We start from the raw sequence: 16,802 nt of genomic DNA, 5'->3' as shown, positions 1-16,802 counted from the left end.
CTAATTTTCCTGATAACCCAGTATAAACATATAAAGCAACTAAAAGAGCGAAAGTGGGTTTACTTATTCGTTTTGGTTACAGCAGGAATCTCTTTGTTCCTTTCATTACCTTTTTCATTTAATGGACTGACAGAGTATTTGAATATGACTGTTGGATATTTAACTAAGATGGTGGTCTCCTAATGAAACAATTTATTTCACCATTCCAATTAGCCTTACTTGTCGCTAATTTTATATTTGCTGCATCGTTAATAACACTACCACAAATCCTGACACAAATATCAAATCAAAATACATGGATGGTTCCATTTCTTGTCTATCCAATAGTGGTAGTGCTTTTATTAATAGGTTTTGGAAGGGGAAACAAAGCACAAAGTAGTTTTTTAACCGAACAAAAATCAAGTCTTCACCATCTCTTCTATATAACGTTAGGATTGTTTCTAATTATTATTTATATTAGGGATTTACGTGCCTTTGTTGACTTCACATCCAGAGCGCTATTGCCGACAACTCCTATTGAAGTGATCGCAATATTAGTATCTGTTGTCTTACTTTATATAAGCTCTGCCGGTATCGAAGTGGTAACAAGAATTACTGTTATACAATTCATTGTGCTAGGTGTCACAATCCTATCACTCCCTTTCATGTTATTGAATGAAATAGAATTATCACACATCACGCCCATTTTTGGAGCGGACACCGTACAAGACTTGAGTAAGTCTTCTTTCGAGCTATTCCCTTGGATGGGCGAATGCCTTATCTTCTTTTCCCTACTTGGAAATGTGACTGCTAAAAAGAGGGTGAGGCGAGCTACAATCATTGGGGTAAGTACTGGTTTATTCCTTTTATTCCTATTAATTATCACGAGTATTGCGGTTTTAGGAGAAAACATCGTGTCAAAGTCGATCTATCCAAACTATATCATGATTCAACAAATTAATATAACAGACTTTATGGATCGGTTGGATTTAATTATTGTTATCATATGGATGCCAGTAATGTTGAGCAAATTAGCTCTTACCCTATATTGTATTCATCGAGCATTTTTCAATCTAAATGGTCGGGCTACATCAAACTTACTAATGACTCCATTAAGTTTATTGCTAGCCGTTCTAGCCATTATTCTATTTGAAAATAACACCGTTCACTTGGAATTCAGCTTTCTCACTTGGACGATAATCGGAATTGCAATGGAATGTTTCCTGTTAATCCTAATTATAGTGTTGAGAGTTAGGACAAAAGATAATAAATGATAAAAAGATATATGGCTTTCGCATTGACTTTAACCTCTGGTGCCTGTCACTACCCGAATTATCAGCAGCAGATAATGTAACTATCGCTAGAGGGGTGCATAGTACTTGTAATTTGTGTAAGGTTGGCTGTAGCCCCAGGTACGCAGGTGAAGTGGGGATATTACGGTTGGTTAGCACTGTCTAAAGAAACGAGCTGCAGTGACCACAGAAAGATAGCCCTGCAGCTGTTTTCTTAGAAATAAACAAATGGGATTGCTGATTTCATCGAGCCCTTAATTATTTTATACCTACCGAGTATATGTTGATTAAGCTTTAAAAGAAGGTAAAGGTCTCTCATAGCCTAATAAAAAGGAAAGCATCAAATCACCTTATAATTCCACCTGTTATTGACACCCCCTTCTGTGGGGACAAGTCAAAGAAAAAAGCAGCTAAGAAAGCTGCTTTATGATCATTGTCATTTCAAGTTAGGGTTTTCCTTTTTAGCTTCATTGACTTTAGGTTTTCGGTATCCACCAGCAATATCTGCTTGTTTAAATTCTTTAGCATAAATAACTTCCTGAGTGTCTGATGGTTCATCCCCATTTCCTCCTATAGGTTGATACTGTGTTTTTCTGGACATAGTTTTCATCCTTTCTATTGGAATTGGGTTTATAAATTATTTACCCACTATAGTAAATTGCTAAACAAAGGCTTTTCGGAAGTGGAAGACTTCAATAGAGTATCAATAAAAGTCACAAGTATTTCGGTTATTGTGTGTTTTGCAAAGGAGCCAGCGAGCACACAAGTGTGCTGCTCGCTATTTCTTTAAATTTTTCATTGATTTTGTACCATCAGAAGTAAGCGCTTCTTCTCTTCGTCTGTCTTTTTTCGTACCATATTCTTCATTCGTTAATTTTCCTGTATCTTTCGGCTGAAATGCTTTACCCATTTGTCTAACCTCCTACTTTAATTAAGGGAAGAATAAACCTATTATTTCTCTTAAAAGCATAATTATGCTTTTAACAGTAAAATTTTTGGACAAATTTATGAAACAACCTTAAATTAATATTATCAATGTGCTTACATATAACTAGCAGAATCCCCATTTAAATCTTCCAACGAAATAAACGTTTCCTTTTCAAGGTTAAATAATGATTTAATAATAAATAGTCTTTGTGATAATGCTATATTTGAAACGTTTCCAAAGATAAAGCCGTATAAGATAGTGGATTAATGGGGGATTTTAGGGGGTGAATTAGTGGAAAGTGAAAGAGTGAAGAAACTTATTACAATGCTTGAGGAACTGAGAAACACTGTTGATGAACATGTTGCCCCAAAGCTTGAAATAGATAAATGTAAGCGAGTTGTTCAAAGAATGAGCTCTTTCTCGGACGATTGCAAGGATTGCTATCAGTATTTGGTTGAATTCGAAGAACATTTACGCCAACTTAGTGGTGAGTACTTAGCTGAAATGGATGTTAAACATCATAAACAAAAACTAATTAACATCAGTTCTCACCTGCAGAAGCAACACAAGTTAGTAACAAGTGGATATTATTTAAGTATATACATGTCGATTGGTACTAGTTTAGGTGTAGTGTTTGGACTACTTATATTTGATAATATTGGTCTAGGATTACCACTTGGAATAGCAATGGGTGTAGCAAATTGGGGCTGGATTAGATGCAGATGCCAAGAAGAAGGGAATGGTCATGTAATACATGAGCACAAGGATTAAGTCAAAGAAGCTAATGTCCTCTTATTATTTGGTAATTTTTTCAATAGCAATTGGAGGAAAATCAAATGAACGTTGCGAAAAGCCTAAAAAGTTGGAGCGTGCTAATGCTTATCATTTTTTTTACTAGTTGTTCCAATGATGCCAAAGATTTTACACCTGAACAAGCTGCTCATGAGGTGATAGAGTTACTGCGAACTGGAGATTATCAAACAGTTCATAACCAATGGTTTGGGGAAGAATTACAAGCTTCAATACCTATGGATCAGCTAGAAAGGCAATGGGAGGGACGAATAGCAGGTGGTGGAAAATTTGTTGACGTCCATTCCTTAAATGTGGAGAAACGGGGCAATAATTTAGAGGTTATTGAAGGAAAAGTAGAATATACGAATCTGACACTAGACGTTAGGATGATCTTTAACAATCAGTTATTAGTTGGTTTTAGTCTGCCTAATAGTATGACAAATGCTAGTCTGCCAGATTCGCTTGTTGAAGAAGAAATTATTGTTGGAGAAGGAACCGCTTATGAGCTTGGTGGAACAATTACTCTTCCTAAGAATCAAGAAAATTTACCAGCGGTCGTCCTTGTACATGGTTCTGGACCAAGTGATCGTGACGAATCAGTGTACGCGTATAAGCCTTTTCGTGATATTGCTTGGGGTTTGGCAGAACAGGGCATTGCGGTAATTCGTTATGATAAAAGAACCTATACTTATGGGGAGAAAGTAGTGCAGGATACCAACAAAATTACGGTATATGAAGAAACAGTAGAAGATGCCATTCGGGCTACAGAATTATTGAAGAGTGATAAACGCATTGATGAAAATAATGTCTATATACTAGGGCATAGCCTTGGTGGGATGTTAGCTCCTCGAATTGATGTACAAGGTGGAGATTATGCGGGGATTATTATACTTGCTGGTTCACCACGCCCCTTATGGAAAATTGTCTATGACCAAAATAAAGCCGTATTAGAGAATACACCGATGAATGAATCTGATAAAAAGGAACAAAAAGAACTGGTTGAAGAGGAATACAAAAAAGCTCAGAAGTTAAGAGAAATAACAGAAGAGGAAGCTAAAAAAATGACTGTATTTGGAATGAATGGCTACTATTTAAAGGAAATGGATCAATATAATGTTTCATCAATTGTTTCAAAGCTGGATAAACCGTTTTTCATTTTGCAAGGGGAGGACGATTTCCAAGTATCTTATGAGAAGGATTTTACCGCTTGGCAAGAGCTATTAGAGGATAGCGAAAATGCTACTATAAGTAGTTATCCAGATCTTAATCACTTTTTTGTTGATTACCAAGGATCAGGTGAAGGAACAATTAAAGAGTATGAAACACCAAAGCAAGTTGACAAGAAGGTAATTAACGATATAGGGGAATGGATGTTCACACAACTAAAGGAGAACAATTAGATATAATGGAGGAATGGCAAATGAAAAAACTTCAATCGATCGTTGTTGTAATGATAGCAGGATTGATGCTGCTCGCAGGATGTAACCAATCAAATGAGTCAAAAGAAGAACCATTAGATCAAAATCAAGAGGGGCAGGATGAGGAACAATCTGCTACTGAAAGTAACGAGAATGATCAGATAATTGGCATGGCAGAGACTTTTATTGATCAATTAAATGAAGGGAAGTTTGATGAAGCAACAGAAAACTTTGACGAAACAATGGCTGAACAGTTAACTGCCGATAAAATAGAGGGAATTTGGAATGATCTCCATAACCAGCTAGGAGACTTTATCGATCAAGAGTTCAATACTGTCGAAGAAGTGGATGGATATCAGGTTGTATTAATTACAGGTATCTTTAATGCTGATGAAGTCACATTTCAAGTTACTTTTAATGAAAACCAACAAATTGCAGGATTTTATATTCAATAAATAAAACCAATTAATACTAAATTTTGAAATTAACAAAGGAGAGGAATGAAAGGAGAGTAGTTAGCTATTTATCTTGTCTTATATTCCATGTATACTCCTTACACTGTATTTATCGATGAGCGAATAACTTCTAGAATCCTTGAAACGAAAAAATGGTAGCAACCGAAAATTTTACCGCCACTGGCTAACGTCACTAAGATATATAACTAGTAGGTACGATCCACTTAATATGCAATCTACTTTGGTTTCGAGATGATCCGTGCTATGATTTGCGTTAGCAAGACTATTGGTCCAAGGAGAATAATCAATAGTCTTGATCACTATAGTAAAGGAAATTATCATGAAAAAATACCACGTAGATGTCATTCAATATAGAGGCGATTATAGATCGTTCGGTTTTCAACAGGGGGAATGGTTAAAACAATCTCCATTGCATCCAATCTATACGAATCCTAATATGGCAAAGAAACTACGTTTTTCTGTAGATCGTGCGGAAGCGATTCAATGGATTAATGCGCTGTTTCCACAGTTCTTAGAAGAACTAAAAGGGTTAGCAGAATCCTTGAATTTATCGCTAGATCAAGCGATTATGCATTTCAGTGGTTATCAGCAGGAATGGATACGATCTGGTTGCTCTATTTTAACCGGTGATCATTTTCTAGTACGTAATTACGATTACCATCCGAAAACATATGAAGGAAGATTCGTGTTATATCAGCCTAAACAAGGATTTGCAACGATCGGACCTTCGCAACGAATTGTTGGTAGAGCGGATGGGATGAACGAAAAAGGACTGATGACTGGATATAATTTTGTGAATCGACGAGGTTCCGGTGATGGCTTTATTCCAACCATTATTACACGAATGATTTTAGAGCAATGCCAAAACAATGAAGAAGCAATTGCCTTGTTAAAAGAAGTTCCACATCGTGTAGCGTTTAATTATGTGTTGGCAGATCGATTTGGTAATAGACATGTGGTGGAAGCTACTTCACAAGCTGTTCGTGTTAAAGAGGATACGGTAAGCACGAACCATTTTGATCTACTTCCTGAAGCAAATCGCTATCATCTAACAGATTCCCAACGTCGATTAGCTATTTTACGAAAGCAAAAACAATCACTTTCCAAAGCAGAGGCTTATCAAGTATTGAATAATATGGAAAATGAAGTATTCTCGGAAAAATATTTGCAGTCAGCTGGAACATTACACACGACAATATATGATGTGGGTTCATTGGAAGTGGGGATTGGATTGGGTTCTAATCGAGTACCAACTAATTTCGCGTTTGGCGAATGGCTAAAAGGACGTAACACCTGGGTTAAGCAAGTAAGAGGAGAAATCAATACAGAGGCACGTATGCCATATATGGATGGATTGTAAATGTTTTCGATCAATAAAAAGACATGATAACAGCATCGAAAAAGTCTGTTATCATGTCTTTCTTTTTTAAGGATTTTTAATTCTTCCTATTTTATTTTTGACTAAACGTTCGGTCAATAATAAAATGAAAGTAGAATGAAATATAAATTGGATGGAGGGTTTACCATGGATTTGTATTATCAAGTAACCGGAGAGGGTCATTCTATTGTACTGCTACATAGTGGAGGAACGGATCGGAGAGACTGGACATTTTTAGCTCCACGATTAGCTCAACATTATAAAGTCGTTACCTTTGATGTGCGTGGAATTGGAAAATCACCATCGCCAAATCCAAATGACAAGGTCAATTATGTTGAAGATTTATTATTACTTATGGATCATCTAGAGCTAGAGTCGGCGATGCTTGTTGGTCATTCAATAGGGGGGCAAATTGCAACAGAGTTTGCGTTGCATTATCCGGAAAAAGTAAATAATCTGATTTTAATTGCACCATCATTATCAGGTTTCCATTATTCTGAAGCATTTAATGAGTATATTAACAGCATTAATCTGGTTGCTCCAGATATCGATCAAATGCTTGATATCTCTTTGAGTGGTTCGTTGTATCAAGTTGTCATGTCAAGCCCACATCGCGATCTGATGATTCAAATGCATCGAGACTACTTCAATCGGATTTTAACATGGCCTAATTTTGAAATGATTTGGCCACAACCGCCTGCTGTTGTGAGATTAGATGAATTATCGGTGAATACGTTGTTTATTATAGGCGAAAACGATTTTCAAGATAATCATCGTGTAGCAGAACATTTTAAAAAAGTTCCCAATGTCCGTTTATCCGAAATAGCGAATGCAGACCACATGGTAACAATTACGCATCCAGATACGATATTTGAAAAGATTGATAATTTTATAAAGGATTGATCTGTACCTATGCCAAGAACACCCGAAGAAAATGAACGAATTCGTCAAAAAGCAAAAGAAAATATCCGACACAAAGCGATGGAACTGTTTATTAATCAAGGATATCATGCGACTTCTATTAGTGATATAGCGAAAGAAGCAGAAATCTCTAAAGGCTTACTTTACAATTACTTCAAAGGAAAAGAAGACCTGCTTGCAACGATTGTGGAAGAACGGATTATAAAATTAATCGAAGTGATGGAAGGTGCTTTAGCACATGATACACCAGCTGAACAACTAAAATATGTTGTAAATCATGCGATTGATAATGTTTACACAAATCCTCAAGTTCATCGCTTTTTTCTACACTTACAAACACAACCTGAGGCTGATAAAGAGTTAATTAAATATAGTAAACGGATCGTCGAGGAAAATGCAAGGCAGTTTGAGTTACAATGTGAAATGTTTGAAAGTCTAGGAGTTGCCAATCCTCGAGAGAGATCTCTATATTTTTCGTCTACCTTGCAAGGCGTAATGTTGATGATTGCCACTTATCCTCAGAAATTTCCGGTTGAAGAGATTAAAACACAAATCATAGAGAAATTTTGCCAATAACCAATATAATAAGCTTATTATAAAGTGTAATCATCTTAATGGTTAGCCAAAAGATAATTATTGTAAAAGAAAAGACAGGTAAATTAGCCTGTCTTTTTTTGATGTATATATTAATATGCCGCCTTTTGTACCCTTTTTCAATAAACTAACTTTCTGCCTTAGTTTCGGCCATTCATAATAATGAAACAACAGGTCAAACTAAAGTTAGTAATATGATCCCGGTGTCTATCGCCTGGAGGATTCCTGCTCAAACTTCCAGTGAAATAGGGAAGTGAAGTGTCGGATAGCACCTTGATCATAGTCTCACTTAATAGGAGGAATGGTATGTGAATATCGCCAACTTTATGACGATCATTGGATTCGTAGTTTGTACGGTTGTAATACTTATACTCTTATTGGTTGGATCGTATTTATTTACAATAGACAAAAGACAAAAACAACATCCTATTCTTCGTAATTATCCATTAATAGGGAGAGTTAGATATTTCTTAGAAAATATCGGACCTGAGTTACGCCAATATTTATTTCATAATAATCGTGAGGGAGAGCCTTTTTCACGAAACGACTATCAGCATATAGTGAAAAAGGCAAAATACAAACGAGATGTCCTTGGATATGGATCACAACGTGACTTTGAAGAGCCTGGATATTATATTCGAAATTCTCTGTTCCCTAAATTAACAGATGAATTAAAGATGGATCGCAAGACGAAAGTGACGACAGAGCGTTACCTGTTGCTTAATGAACCTTTATTCGCACAAAGAAAAGAGCGATTGGATAACGATGAATCCCCTGTTTATTTATTGGAAGATGATGAGGCGATTGTAATCGGAGAACAAGCGAGGCATCCCTTCAAGGTTAAAGGGCAGATTGGTATGTCTGCGATGAGTTACGGCTCCTTAGGTGATAGAGCTATTACAGCTCTATCAGAAGGATTAGGCATTGCAAAAGGAACTTGGATGAATACCGGTGAAGGTGGGATTTCTGATTATCATCTCAAGGGTGGGGTAGATCTTATCATGCAAATTGGGCCTGGTTTATTTGGGGTAAGAGATAAGGAAGGGAACTTTAGTTGGGATGCATTACAAGAGAAAAGCAACATGGCAGAAGTAAAAGCATTTGAAATTAAATTAGCACAAGGTGCCAAAACACGAGGTGGCCATATTGACGCAGAGAAAGTGACCGAAGAAATTGCCCAAATAAGAATGGTTGAACCCTTTAAGTCGATTGACAGTCCCAATCGCTTTCGTGAATTTAATGACTTACCTTCCTTATTTAAATTTTTAGAAAAGATTCGTGAACATACGGGAAAACCTGTAGGCATGAAGGTTGTCATTGGAAGTAGTCAGGAGGCTGATGAACTTGCCAAAGCGATTAAGGATACGGGGATGGGACCAGACTTCCTCACAGTAGATGGCGGTGAAGGCGGAACAGGTGCATCCTATCAAGAATTAGCGGACAGTGTCGGGTTACCGATTCGATCGGCATTACCATTAGTCGATAATGCCCTTCGGAAGTATGGTGTGCGAAATAAGTTAAAGATTATTGCATCTGGGAAAATGTTTTCACCCGACCGGATTGCGATTGCACTTGCTATGGGAGCAGATCTCGTTAATATCGCTAGAGCGTTTATGATAACAGTTGGATGTATCCAAGCATTACAATGTCAATCCAATTCATGTCCGGTTGGCGTCGCAACGACAGATCATGATCTGCAAAAAGGGCTTGTGATTGAGGAGAAAAAATGGCGTACGGCAAATTATTTAATTACTATGCGTAAAGGTCTATTCCGGTTAGCTGCAGCAGCAGGCTTAGATTCACCGACCAAATTCACACGAGAACACATTGTTTATCGAGACGAAAAGGGTAGGACATGGTCGTTAGACGATATCTATCAAGCAATGGTACGGCCTAAGGATATAAACGATATTTCTTAAAAGAAGAAGGTGTAATCAATGAAAGTAGCAGAACTATTGATCAGTTGTTTAGAACATGAAGGAGTCGAATATATTTTTGGGGTACCAGGTGAAGAAAATATTGATGTAATGGACGCCCTTCATGACTCCACAATTCAATTTATTGTAACACGTCATGAAACAAGTGCTGCATTTATGGCGGGAACATACGGAAAATTGACAGGGAAACCAGGTGTATGTTTGGCAACACTTGGCCCAGGTGCAACCAATTTATTAACCGGTGTTGCCAATGCCAACATGGATCTCTGTCCGATCGTGGCGATCACAGCACAAGCTGGCCTAGGTCGTCAGCATAAGGTTTCCCATCAGCATTACGATATGGTATCTGTTTATGATGAAGTAACTAAATGGAATACCCAGATAAAAACGCCTGACGTAGTTCCAGAAGTGGTACGGAAAGCATTTAAAGTTGCTGCGGAGGAAAAGACCGGAGCAACGCATATTGAACTCCCAGAAGATGTTGCAAAGATGGAAATTGAGAGTTCACCTCTAAATATTGTCCCTCATCATCTTTCAGAGGCGGATGAACCAGTAATTAAAGAGGCGGCCAAAATAATAGAACAAGCGAAGCACCCACTCCTATTAGTTGGGAATGGTGTAACAAGAGGGGATGCTGCTGATGAGTTGAGGTCTCTAGTAAAGACGGCAAATCTCCCCGTTGTTCATACTTTCATGGGAAAAGGTGCAATACCGTGGACTGATGAACATAGTCTACTCACTGCAGGGATAGGCGGTAATGATTATATTGCTTGTGGATTTAACGAGTCTGACCTGATCATTGCTATTGGTTTTGATATGGCTGAGTATTCACCAAAAAGTTGGAATCCTGAGGGCAAAACCCCTATCCTGCACATTGATACAAAGGAAGCAGAAATTGATGCATGCTATCCTGTACAATTAAATCTTGTAGGTAATATCAAAGAGAATATCAAAAATCTAAACAAGGCAATTACTGAAAAAGAAAGAGATTTAACTTGGGTGTCACATGTTCGCAACGAAGCACTAACTGAACTAGAATCGTTTAAAAGCGACATCGAATTTCCTGTGAAACCACAAAAGATTATTGCTGATTTGCGTTCTGTATTGGAGGAAGACAGTATTGTTATCTCTGATGTAGGAGCACACAAAATGTGGATCGCTAGAATGTACCACGGTTATCAACCGAATACATGCCTCATTTCGAATGGTTTAGCATCAATGGGTGTTGCAGTGCCTAGTGCCATTGCTGCCAAAATGGTTCACCCAGAACGTCAGGTAGTTGCTGTATGTGGTGATGGATCATTTCAAATGACGAGTGCAGAATTAGAAACTGCGAAACGCTTAAACTTACCGATTGTGATTCTTTTATGGCGTGATGAAGGTTACGGTTTAATTGAATGGCATCAAATGAAAGCTTTCAATCGTTCATCCCATATTAAATTTGGCAATCCAGATTTTGTTCAGTTAGCAAAGTCTTATGGATTCGAAGGACTGACTGTTGAAAAGACTGAAGAATTGAAATCAACCATAGTCAAAGCGTTATCGTTGAACAAGCCTGTACTTATTGATTGTCCAGTTGATTATCGTGAAAATATGAAGCTTACCGAAAAGCTAGGAAATATTATTTGTTAACGGAGGTCATACTATGATGAAAATAGGTTCCATTATCAACGGCCAAGAACGAATAGAAGATAATCGTGAAATAGTAGCAGTCCATAATCCTTTTAATAATGAAAAAGTAGCGGAATTAAAACTTGCCACTAAGAAAGATCTCGAAGACGCTGTAACCAATAGCTTTGAAAAGTTCCATTCCGAAATGAAAGTTATGCCAGCCCATCAACGTGCTGATATTTTGCGAAAAGCTGCCGATTTGTTAGTAGATAAAACGGAGGATTTTGCAACCATTATTAGCAAGGAAGCTGGTAAACCAATTAAGTATAGCCGCGGTGAAGTCGAACGGTCTATTCAAGTTCTCCGATTTGCTTCTGAATTAGCCAAGAATATTCCCGGGGAAATAATACCTATGGATGCTGCTATTGGTGGCGAACATCGTATGGGTTTAGTCAAGCGTGAGCCTTTAGGTGTAGTAGGAGCCATCACACCGTTTAACTTCCCATTAAACCTTTCCCTTCATAAACTTGCACCTGCTCTAGCAGCGGGTAACACAGTCGTATTTAAACCGGCAGAAAAAACACCAATTTCGGCCTATATGCTCGTAAAGCTGTTTCAAGAAGCAGGATTGCCAGACGGTTTCATTAATCTACTTATTGGAGCTGGTGAAGAAGTTGGTGCACCACTTGTGACACATGACAAAGTTGCTAAAATCAGCTTTACTGGCAGCCTTCCAGTGGGTAAGAACATCAGGGAAACAGCAGGATTTAAGAAGGTTACTTTAGAGCTTGGTTCTAATTCACCAAACCTATTATTTGAGGATGCTAACATTGATTATGCTACAACAGAATTAGTAAAAGGCGCTTTTGCATTCTCTGGTCAAGTCTGTATTTCTGCACAACGTATTTATGTCCATAAGGAAATTTATGCTGCATTCTTGGAGGCATATATCCAAAAAACAAAAGCATTACGAATGGGTGACCCGATCAGTGAGGAAACTGACATTGGTCCGATGATTAATGAAGAAGAAGCTAAGCGGGCTAAACAGTGGATTGATGACGCGGTAGACAAGGGGGCGAGGATTGCGGTCGGTGGTGAAAGAAATGGCACGATTTTATCACCTACGATCATGACTGATGTGGATGAAAATATGAAAATCATTGCAGAAGAGGTTTTTGCTCCTATTGTATCGGTCATTCCATTTAATACAGAAGAAGAAGCAATCGAGTATTCCAATGATTCCATTTACGGACTACAAGCTGGTGTTTTTACAAGAGACATTAACCGAGCATTACGTGTTGCAGATCGATTAGAAATGGGCGGAGTTTGGATCAATGAAATCTCAACGTATAGGCAGGATAATCATCCTTATGGTGGCGTGAAGCAAAGTGGTGTTGGAAGAGAAGGCGTTAAATATGCGATAGAAGACATGACCGAAATGAAATTTATTGGGATTAAAATTGATCAGAACTAATTAGTAGACAGATCTGAATTCTACGATGAAACACTCACAATGTTGGAACCGATTTTAGTGAGTGTTTTTTCGTTAAATGTAAAACAAAAGTATCTGGATTCTTAAAAATTGTTATGAGATATTTTTAGTTTGTTGAGTTTGTCACGTTTGTTGAATATTCATATTATAATAGTATATAATATGAATAGGAGGTGGAAGTACATGATTGATGTTAGGGATCAAGAGCAAGAAAAATTGTGGGACAGTATTCTTACGATTGCAAAGATAGATAAGGAACAAGCAAAAATCGTATTTAAAGCCGTCGTAGAACGATCATTACGTCACATTGGCATGTTTACTCCTTTTGTTGCTAGTATTCCATTAAGGCTACCAAAAAATGAACACATTCAATTGTTGAAAAATCTTGAAAAGCAAATTAACAAACATTTAATACAAAAAAATGAAGAAGAGGCCTATGAGATTTTAGTTGAATATATTGAGGTATTAAGTGGTCTTACAGAATCTGATTCTAAAATCATTCGACGACGGTTGATTGCTTCAATATTAAGACAGCAAAGTCAACGGTCTGCTTCCACGACATATCGCGTCATTAGAGAAAAAGCACCAATTTCAAACATCACAATCTCAGATGAAAAAAATGAATCATTGTATTACAAGCCTAAAGAAATAGCGAAACGGTTAGGTATAAGTGATCAAACAGTTCGACGTATGTGTGAAAGGGGAAAATTTCCAGGTGCCTATCAAACCGATGGGGGACATTGGAAAATACCAAAAGATGTTCTCATTACGACAGAAAAGCAAGATAAGAAAGCAGAACAACTATTCCAACAAATAGATACTAAAAATAAAGAAGCGGGGGCTGTAGATGAATTTGATCTATGATGCTCCCTATCCTCCGAAAATATTTATTGATACCACTGTATTGTGTGGAGCATTACGGTTTGATGGTGCCAATCGCAAACTTTTAACAGCAGCCAGAAACCCATATTTGTACCGGCCAGTTTTATCTCGAGTTTGCTTATTTGAATTCGTCCGTAATGCCTGTCAAGGGTTAGGAAAAGGAGAAAAAAAGGTTGTGTACACACAATTAGAGATCGAAGGTTTTATGGATCATTTTATAGCACCCATTTTTAATCACTATATGGAATTGCCTGTTAATAGTTTAGTAGGAAGATATAATGTGGAAACTATTATCCGAGAATATCGACCAATTGGAGAAGTATTAGTAGAATTAAGCGGATGTAACCATGAAACAGCAAAAGAGATAGTATCTTCTCAAGAAATGTCTGAGCCTCTCCGACGCTTTGACCAAGATGACTTCCATGTTTGGATCACAGCGATACAAGAAGAATGTAATTACATATTAACAACCAATCATCGTCGATTTCCCTCAGAAATAGGTAAGATTAAACGCATTCATCCAAGTACCTTATTTGAAGATTTAACAAAACCATAGAGATAGGGCAGATAACTTTTTTCGTTGAATTCAAAGTAATCACTAGCCGAAAAACACACTAATTTTAGGTGTGTTTTTTATTGGTTAAAATAGGAAATGTTTTTTGCAGTAATTCATAAATCTAGTCGAGTGAAGTATCTTATGTATAAATCCACAAAATTTCGCGAAAATAAGGATTATAAAATGCGTTAAAAGGTGGGTTTATATGGATAATCAAAGATTAATTAATTTTTTGAACCAATTATTATCAAACCATTTCGTGTTATATGTTAAGTTACATCGCTATCACTGGTTTGTTCAAGGGAGGCATTTCTTCCAGCTCCATGCTACCTTTGAAGAAATGTACAATCAAATTGCCGAAGATTTAGATGAAGTGGCAGAAAGAATTTTAGCAATAGACGGAAAGCCGTTGGCAGTTATGTCAAAGTATTTAGAAGAAGCTACATTAGTAGAAGCGAACGCTGATGATAAAGAGAATGAGATTATTCAACAACTAATGGATGATTATAAGCAAATTATTGCTGAAATTCAACATGATGGATTACCTCTAGCAAGTGAGAATAGCGATGAGCCAACAGCTGATTTATTAATTGCTTTACAAGGTAAGTATGAAAAATATGTATGGATGTTATCAGCGTACATAGCATACGAATAGTTTGGTTTACTAGCCTTCGCTAAGGACAAATTGCAAGGTGTTTTTGACTTATTTTCCTCACTAACCTATAATTGAGTGTCTGTGTTTACATACACAAAAATTTCTCGTTACTTTTTTGAATTAATAAGTTTATGGATATAGGACATGAATAATAAATGATAAAAAGTTATGTGGCATTATTATAGGAGGACAAGAATGGATGACAGTACTAGGAAGAAGAAAAAATTAGATTGGATGACGTTGATTGTAAGTGGAGGACTGCTTTTGCTCTTCGTCATCGCTTCCATTTTTAATGAAAAATTAGTGGGGCAGTGGATCAGTGATTCCTTCTCTTTTACAGCGAAATATTTTGGAGCATATTGGCAAGTGTTACTGCTCGTAATGTTTATCATTGGATTAATATTAGCTTTTAGCAAATATGGAAAAGTACGACTGGGCAAAATGGAGCGGCCGGAGAATAGCAATTTTCGTTGGGTTTCTATGATTTTATGTACATTGTTAGCCAGTGGAGGAGTTTTTTGGGCTGCGGCTGGACCAATGTATCATTATTTGACAACACCTCCGCTGTTTAAAGGTATTGAAGAAGGGACAGTGTCTGCAACATTTCCTGCAATGGCACAAAGTTATCTACACTGGGGCTTCTCAGCTTGGGCAAGTTTGGGCACCTTGACAGCGATTGTGCTTATGTATGCCCATTATCAGAAAGGCTATCCACTTAAACCACGAACCTTTTTGTACCCAATGTTTGGTAAGAAAATCTTTAAAAATAGTTTTCTTGGCTCTTTGGCTGATATTGTATCCATTGTAGCAACAGCGGCTGGAACAATCGGACCAATCGGTTTTCTAGGACTTCAGGTCGGTTATGGATTAGAAGCGGTATGGGGGATTTCGAATACTTTTACTACACAGTCTTTAATCATTATCTTTTTAGTTGTAATTGCTTCGATTTCGGCGGCCACTGGTATTGAGCGCGGTATCCAATTGCTCAGCCGAGTGAATGTTAGTTTGGTTGTTGTTTTAATGGCCACCATGTTAATACTTGGTCCGACCTTGTACATTATCGACTTATTTATCGGTTCAGAAGCCTTCTATCTACAAAACTTTTTGACGATGAGTTTATATCGAGTAGATCAGGCTTGGCTTGGTTCATGGACGATTTTCTTCTGGGGTTGGTTTATTGGTTATGGTCCTATGATGGCTATCTTTATCAGCAGAATATCTCGAGGAAGAACAATAAGAGAATTGATTGTCGCTGTCTCCATTATAGCTCCAATTGTTAGTAACTTTTGGTTCACTGTAGTTGGTGGTTCAGGTATTTTTTATGAAAGGGAAAATCCGGGTTCTGTTTCAACCGCACTAAATGAAAGTGGTATGCCAGCAACTGTGATGGCAATCATGGATCAAATCCCATTTGGAATTGTGTTAGCGATTGGTTTTATCATTGTATCGGTTATTTTTGTTGCGACAACGGCTGATTCCATGTCCTATACCGTTGCGGTGACTTTGAGTGGTACTGATGAGCCTAATCGATTCATTCGAGTCTTTTGGGCACTAATGTTTGGAGGGCTTGCTGTTTCTTTGTTAGCGATTGGCGAGGAAACAGTCGGTACGCTGCAAAACTTTATTGTCGTAACAGCAGCTCCAGTGTCATTACTTCTTCTCCCTTCACTATGGGATGCACCAAGGATAGCGAAGAGAATGGCGAAAGAGCAAAATATTATCAATAGAAAATAATGAAAAGCTGCCTTTTATATCTTAAGGCAGCTTTTTTGCTACATTCATAATTCCATCAGTGAAAAAGATAGGATATTTTGTCGAAAAAACTACAAAAAACCTAGAATTTTGTCGATATAGTATGTAAGTCAAAGTTTATTTGTACTTACAACTATAA

16 protein-coding genes are annotated in these 16,802 nt (G+C 37.4%); 14 read left to right on the top strand and 2 right to left on the bottom strand.

Annotation, left to right across the window (positions count from 1 at the left end):
• The first annotated feature begins 182 nt into the window (after positions 1–182).
• The gene (locus D569_RS0114800; RefSeq protein WP_018933219.1) at positions 183–1,253 is read left to right on the top strand and encodes a GerAB/ArcD/ProY family transporter; all 1,071 of its coding nucleotides are present in this window, start codon (positions 183–185) and stop codon (positions 1,251–1,253) included.
• A 454-nt stretch (positions 1,254–1,707) separates the two neighbouring features.
• On the opposite strand, the gene D569_RS24055 is transcribed toward D569_RS0114800, so the two are convergent.
• Both D569_RS24055 and D569_RS25030 read right to left on the bottom strand, forming a co-directional pair.
• Positions 1,708–1,872 carry a YfhE family protein gene (locus D569_RS24055; RefSeq protein ID WP_018933218.1) on the bottom strand — a complete coding sequence of 55 codons (165 nt, stop codon included), beginning with the start codon at positions 1,870–1,872 and terminating at the stop codon, positions 1,708–1,710.
• 177 nt (positions 1,873–2,049) lie between these two features.
• Positions 2,050–2,181, bottom strand: coding sequence for a hypothetical protein (locus D569_RS25030; protein ID WP_018933217.1), 132 nt, complete (start codon positions 2,179–2,181; stop codon positions 2,050–2,052).
• 309 nt (positions 2,182–2,490) lie between these two features.
• On the opposite strand from D569_RS25030, the gene D569_RS24745 reads away from it, so the two are divergent.
• From D569_RS24745 to D569_RS0114725, 13 genes are all read left to right on the top strand, one after another.
• Positions 2,491–2,970 (top strand): glycine zipper domain-containing protein, encoded by a 480-nt coding sequence (locus tag D569_RS24745; RefSeq protein ID WP_245548510.1) that lies wholly within the window; start codon positions 2,491–2,493, stop codon positions 2,968–2,970.
• Between the two features lie 104 nt (positions 2,971–3,074).
• Positions 3,075–4,391: an alpha/beta hydrolase gene (locus tag D569_RS22950; protein ID WP_169336449.1), complete on the top strand. Its 1,317-nt coding sequence runs from the start codon at positions 3,075–3,077 to the stop codon at positions 4,389–4,391.
• Between the two features lie 20 nt (positions 4,392–4,411).
• A complete protein-coding gene (locus tag D569_RS0114775; RefSeq protein ID WP_169336448.1) occupies positions 4,412–4,864 on the top strand; it encodes a DUF3887 domain-containing protein in 453 nt (150 codons plus the stop codon).
• 340 nt (positions 4,865–5,204) lie between these two features.
• Positions 5,205–6,245: a C45 family autoproteolytic acyltransferase/hydrolase gene (locus D569_RS0114770; RefSeq protein WP_026287347.1), complete on the top strand. Its 1,041-nt coding sequence runs from the start codon at positions 5,205–5,207 to the stop codon at positions 6,243–6,245.
• 165 nt (positions 6,246–6,410) lie between these two features.
• Positions 6,411–7,166 carry an alpha/beta fold hydrolase gene (locus D569_RS0114765; RefSeq protein ID WP_018933213.1) on the top strand — a complete coding sequence of 252 codons (756 nt, stop codon included), beginning with the start codon at positions 6,411–6,413 and terminating at the stop codon, positions 7,164–7,166.
• Positions 7,167–7,175: 9 nt separating this feature from the next.
• Entirely contained in the window at positions 7,176–7,760 is a 585-nt protein-coding gene (locus tag D569_RS0114760; protein ID WP_018933212.1) for a TetR/AcrR family transcriptional regulator, read from the top strand.
• A 326-nt stretch (positions 7,761–8,086) separates the two neighbouring features.
• Positions 8,087–9,697, top strand: coding sequence for an FMN-binding glutamate synthase family protein (locus tag D569_RS0114755; RefSeq protein WP_018933211.1), 1,611 nt, complete (start codon positions 8,087–8,089; stop codon positions 9,695–9,697).
• An 18-nt stretch (positions 9,698–9,715) separates the two neighbouring features.
• Positions 9,716–11,347: an acetolactate synthase large subunit gene (locus D569_RS0114750; protein ID WP_018933210.1), complete on the top strand. Its 1,632-nt coding sequence runs from the start codon at positions 9,716–9,718 to the stop codon at positions 11,345–11,347.
• Between the two features lie 13 nt (positions 11,348–11,360).
• The gene (locus tag D569_RS0114745; protein ID WP_018933209.1) at positions 11,361–12,800 is read left to right on the top strand and encodes an aldehyde dehydrogenase family protein; all 1,440 of its coding nucleotides are present in this window, start codon (positions 11,361–11,363) and stop codon (positions 12,798–12,800) included.
• A gap of 201 nt (positions 12,801–13,001) precedes the next feature.
• Positions 13,002–13,682, top strand: a complete 681-nt coding sequence (locus D569_RS0114740; protein WP_018933208.1) for a helix-turn-helix domain-containing protein — start codon at positions 13,002–13,004, stop codon at positions 13,680–13,682.
• Positions 13,666–14,256, top strand: a complete 591-nt coding sequence (locus D569_RS0114735) for a PIN domain-containing protein (protein ID WP_018933207.1) — start codon at positions 13,666–13,668, stop codon at positions 14,254–14,256. The genes D569_RS0114740 and D569_RS0114735 overlap by 17 nt, the downstream gene beginning before the upstream one ends.
• 205 nt (positions 14,257–14,461) lie before the next feature.
• Entirely contained in the window at positions 14,462–14,911 is a 450-nt protein-coding gene (locus D569_RS0114730) for a Dps family protein (RefSeq protein WP_018933206.1), read from the top strand.
• Between the two features lie 195 nt (positions 14,912–15,106).
• Complete coding sequence (locus D569_RS0114725; RefSeq protein ID WP_018933205.1) at positions 15,107–16,645, top strand: BCCT family transporter; 1,539 nt, start codon at positions 15,107–15,109, stop codon at positions 16,643–16,645.
• Positions 16,646–16,802: the final 157 nt, after the last annotated feature.

The organism is Gracilibacillus lacisalsi DSM 19029, assembly GCF_000377765.1.
Lineage (GTDB): Bacteria > Bacillota > Bacilli > Bacillales > Amphibacillaceae > Gracilibacillus > Gracilibacillus lacisalsi.
This window is presented reverse-complemented; position numbering and strand designations above follow the sequence as displayed.

Coding starts and splice junctions, on each gene's coding strand:
- D569_RS0114800 (WP_018933219.1), top strand. CDS start 183: ATGAAACAATTTATTTCACCATTCCAATTAGCCTTACTTGTCGCTAAT.
- D569_RS24055 (WP_018933218.1), bottom strand. CDS start 1,872: ATGTCCAGAAAAACACAGTATCAACCTATAGGAGGAAATGGGGATGAA.
- D569_RS25030 (WP_018933217.1), bottom strand. CDS start 2,181: ATGGGTAAAGCATTTCAGCCGAAAGATACAGGAAAATTAACGAATGAA.
- D569_RS22950 (WP_169336449.1), top strand. CDS start 3,075: ATGCTTATCATTTTTTTTACTAGTTGTTCCAATGATGCCAAAGATTTT.
- D569_RS0114775 (WP_169336448.1), top strand. CDS start 4,412: ATGAAAAAACTTCAATCGATCGTTGTTGTAATGATAGCAGGATTGATG.
- D569_RS0114770 (WP_026287347.1), top strand. CDS start 5,205: ATGAAAAAATACCACGTAGATGTCATTCAATATAGAGGCGATTATAGA.
- D569_RS0114765 (WP_018933213.1), top strand. CDS start 6,411: ATGGATTTGTATTATCAAGTAACCGGAGAGGGTCATTCTATTGTACTG.
- D569_RS0114760 (WP_018933212.1), top strand. CDS start 7,176: ATGCCAAGAACACCCGAAGAAAATGAACGAATTCGTCAAAAAGCAAAA.
- D569_RS0114750 (WP_018933210.1), top strand. CDS start 9,716: ATGAAAGTAGCAGAACTATTGATCAGTTGTTTAGAACATGAAGGAGTC.
- D569_RS0114745 (WP_018933209.1), top strand. CDS start 11,361: ATGATGAAAATAGGTTCCATTATCAACGGCCAAGAACGAATAGAAGAT.
- D569_RS0114740 (WP_018933208.1), top strand. CDS start 13,002: ATGATTGATGTTAGGGATCAAGAGCAAGAAAAATTGTGGGACAGTATT.
- D569_RS0114735 (WP_018933207.1), top strand. CDS start 13,666: ATGAATTTGATCTATGATGCTCCCTATCCTCCGAAAATATTTATTGAT.
- D569_RS0114730 (WP_018933206.1), top strand. CDS start 14,462: ATGGATAATCAAAGATTAATTAATTTTTTGAACCAATTATTATCAAAC.
- D569_RS0114725 (WP_018933205.1), top strand. CDS start 15,107: ATGGATGACAGTACTAGGAAGAAGAAAAAATTAGATTGGATGACGTTG.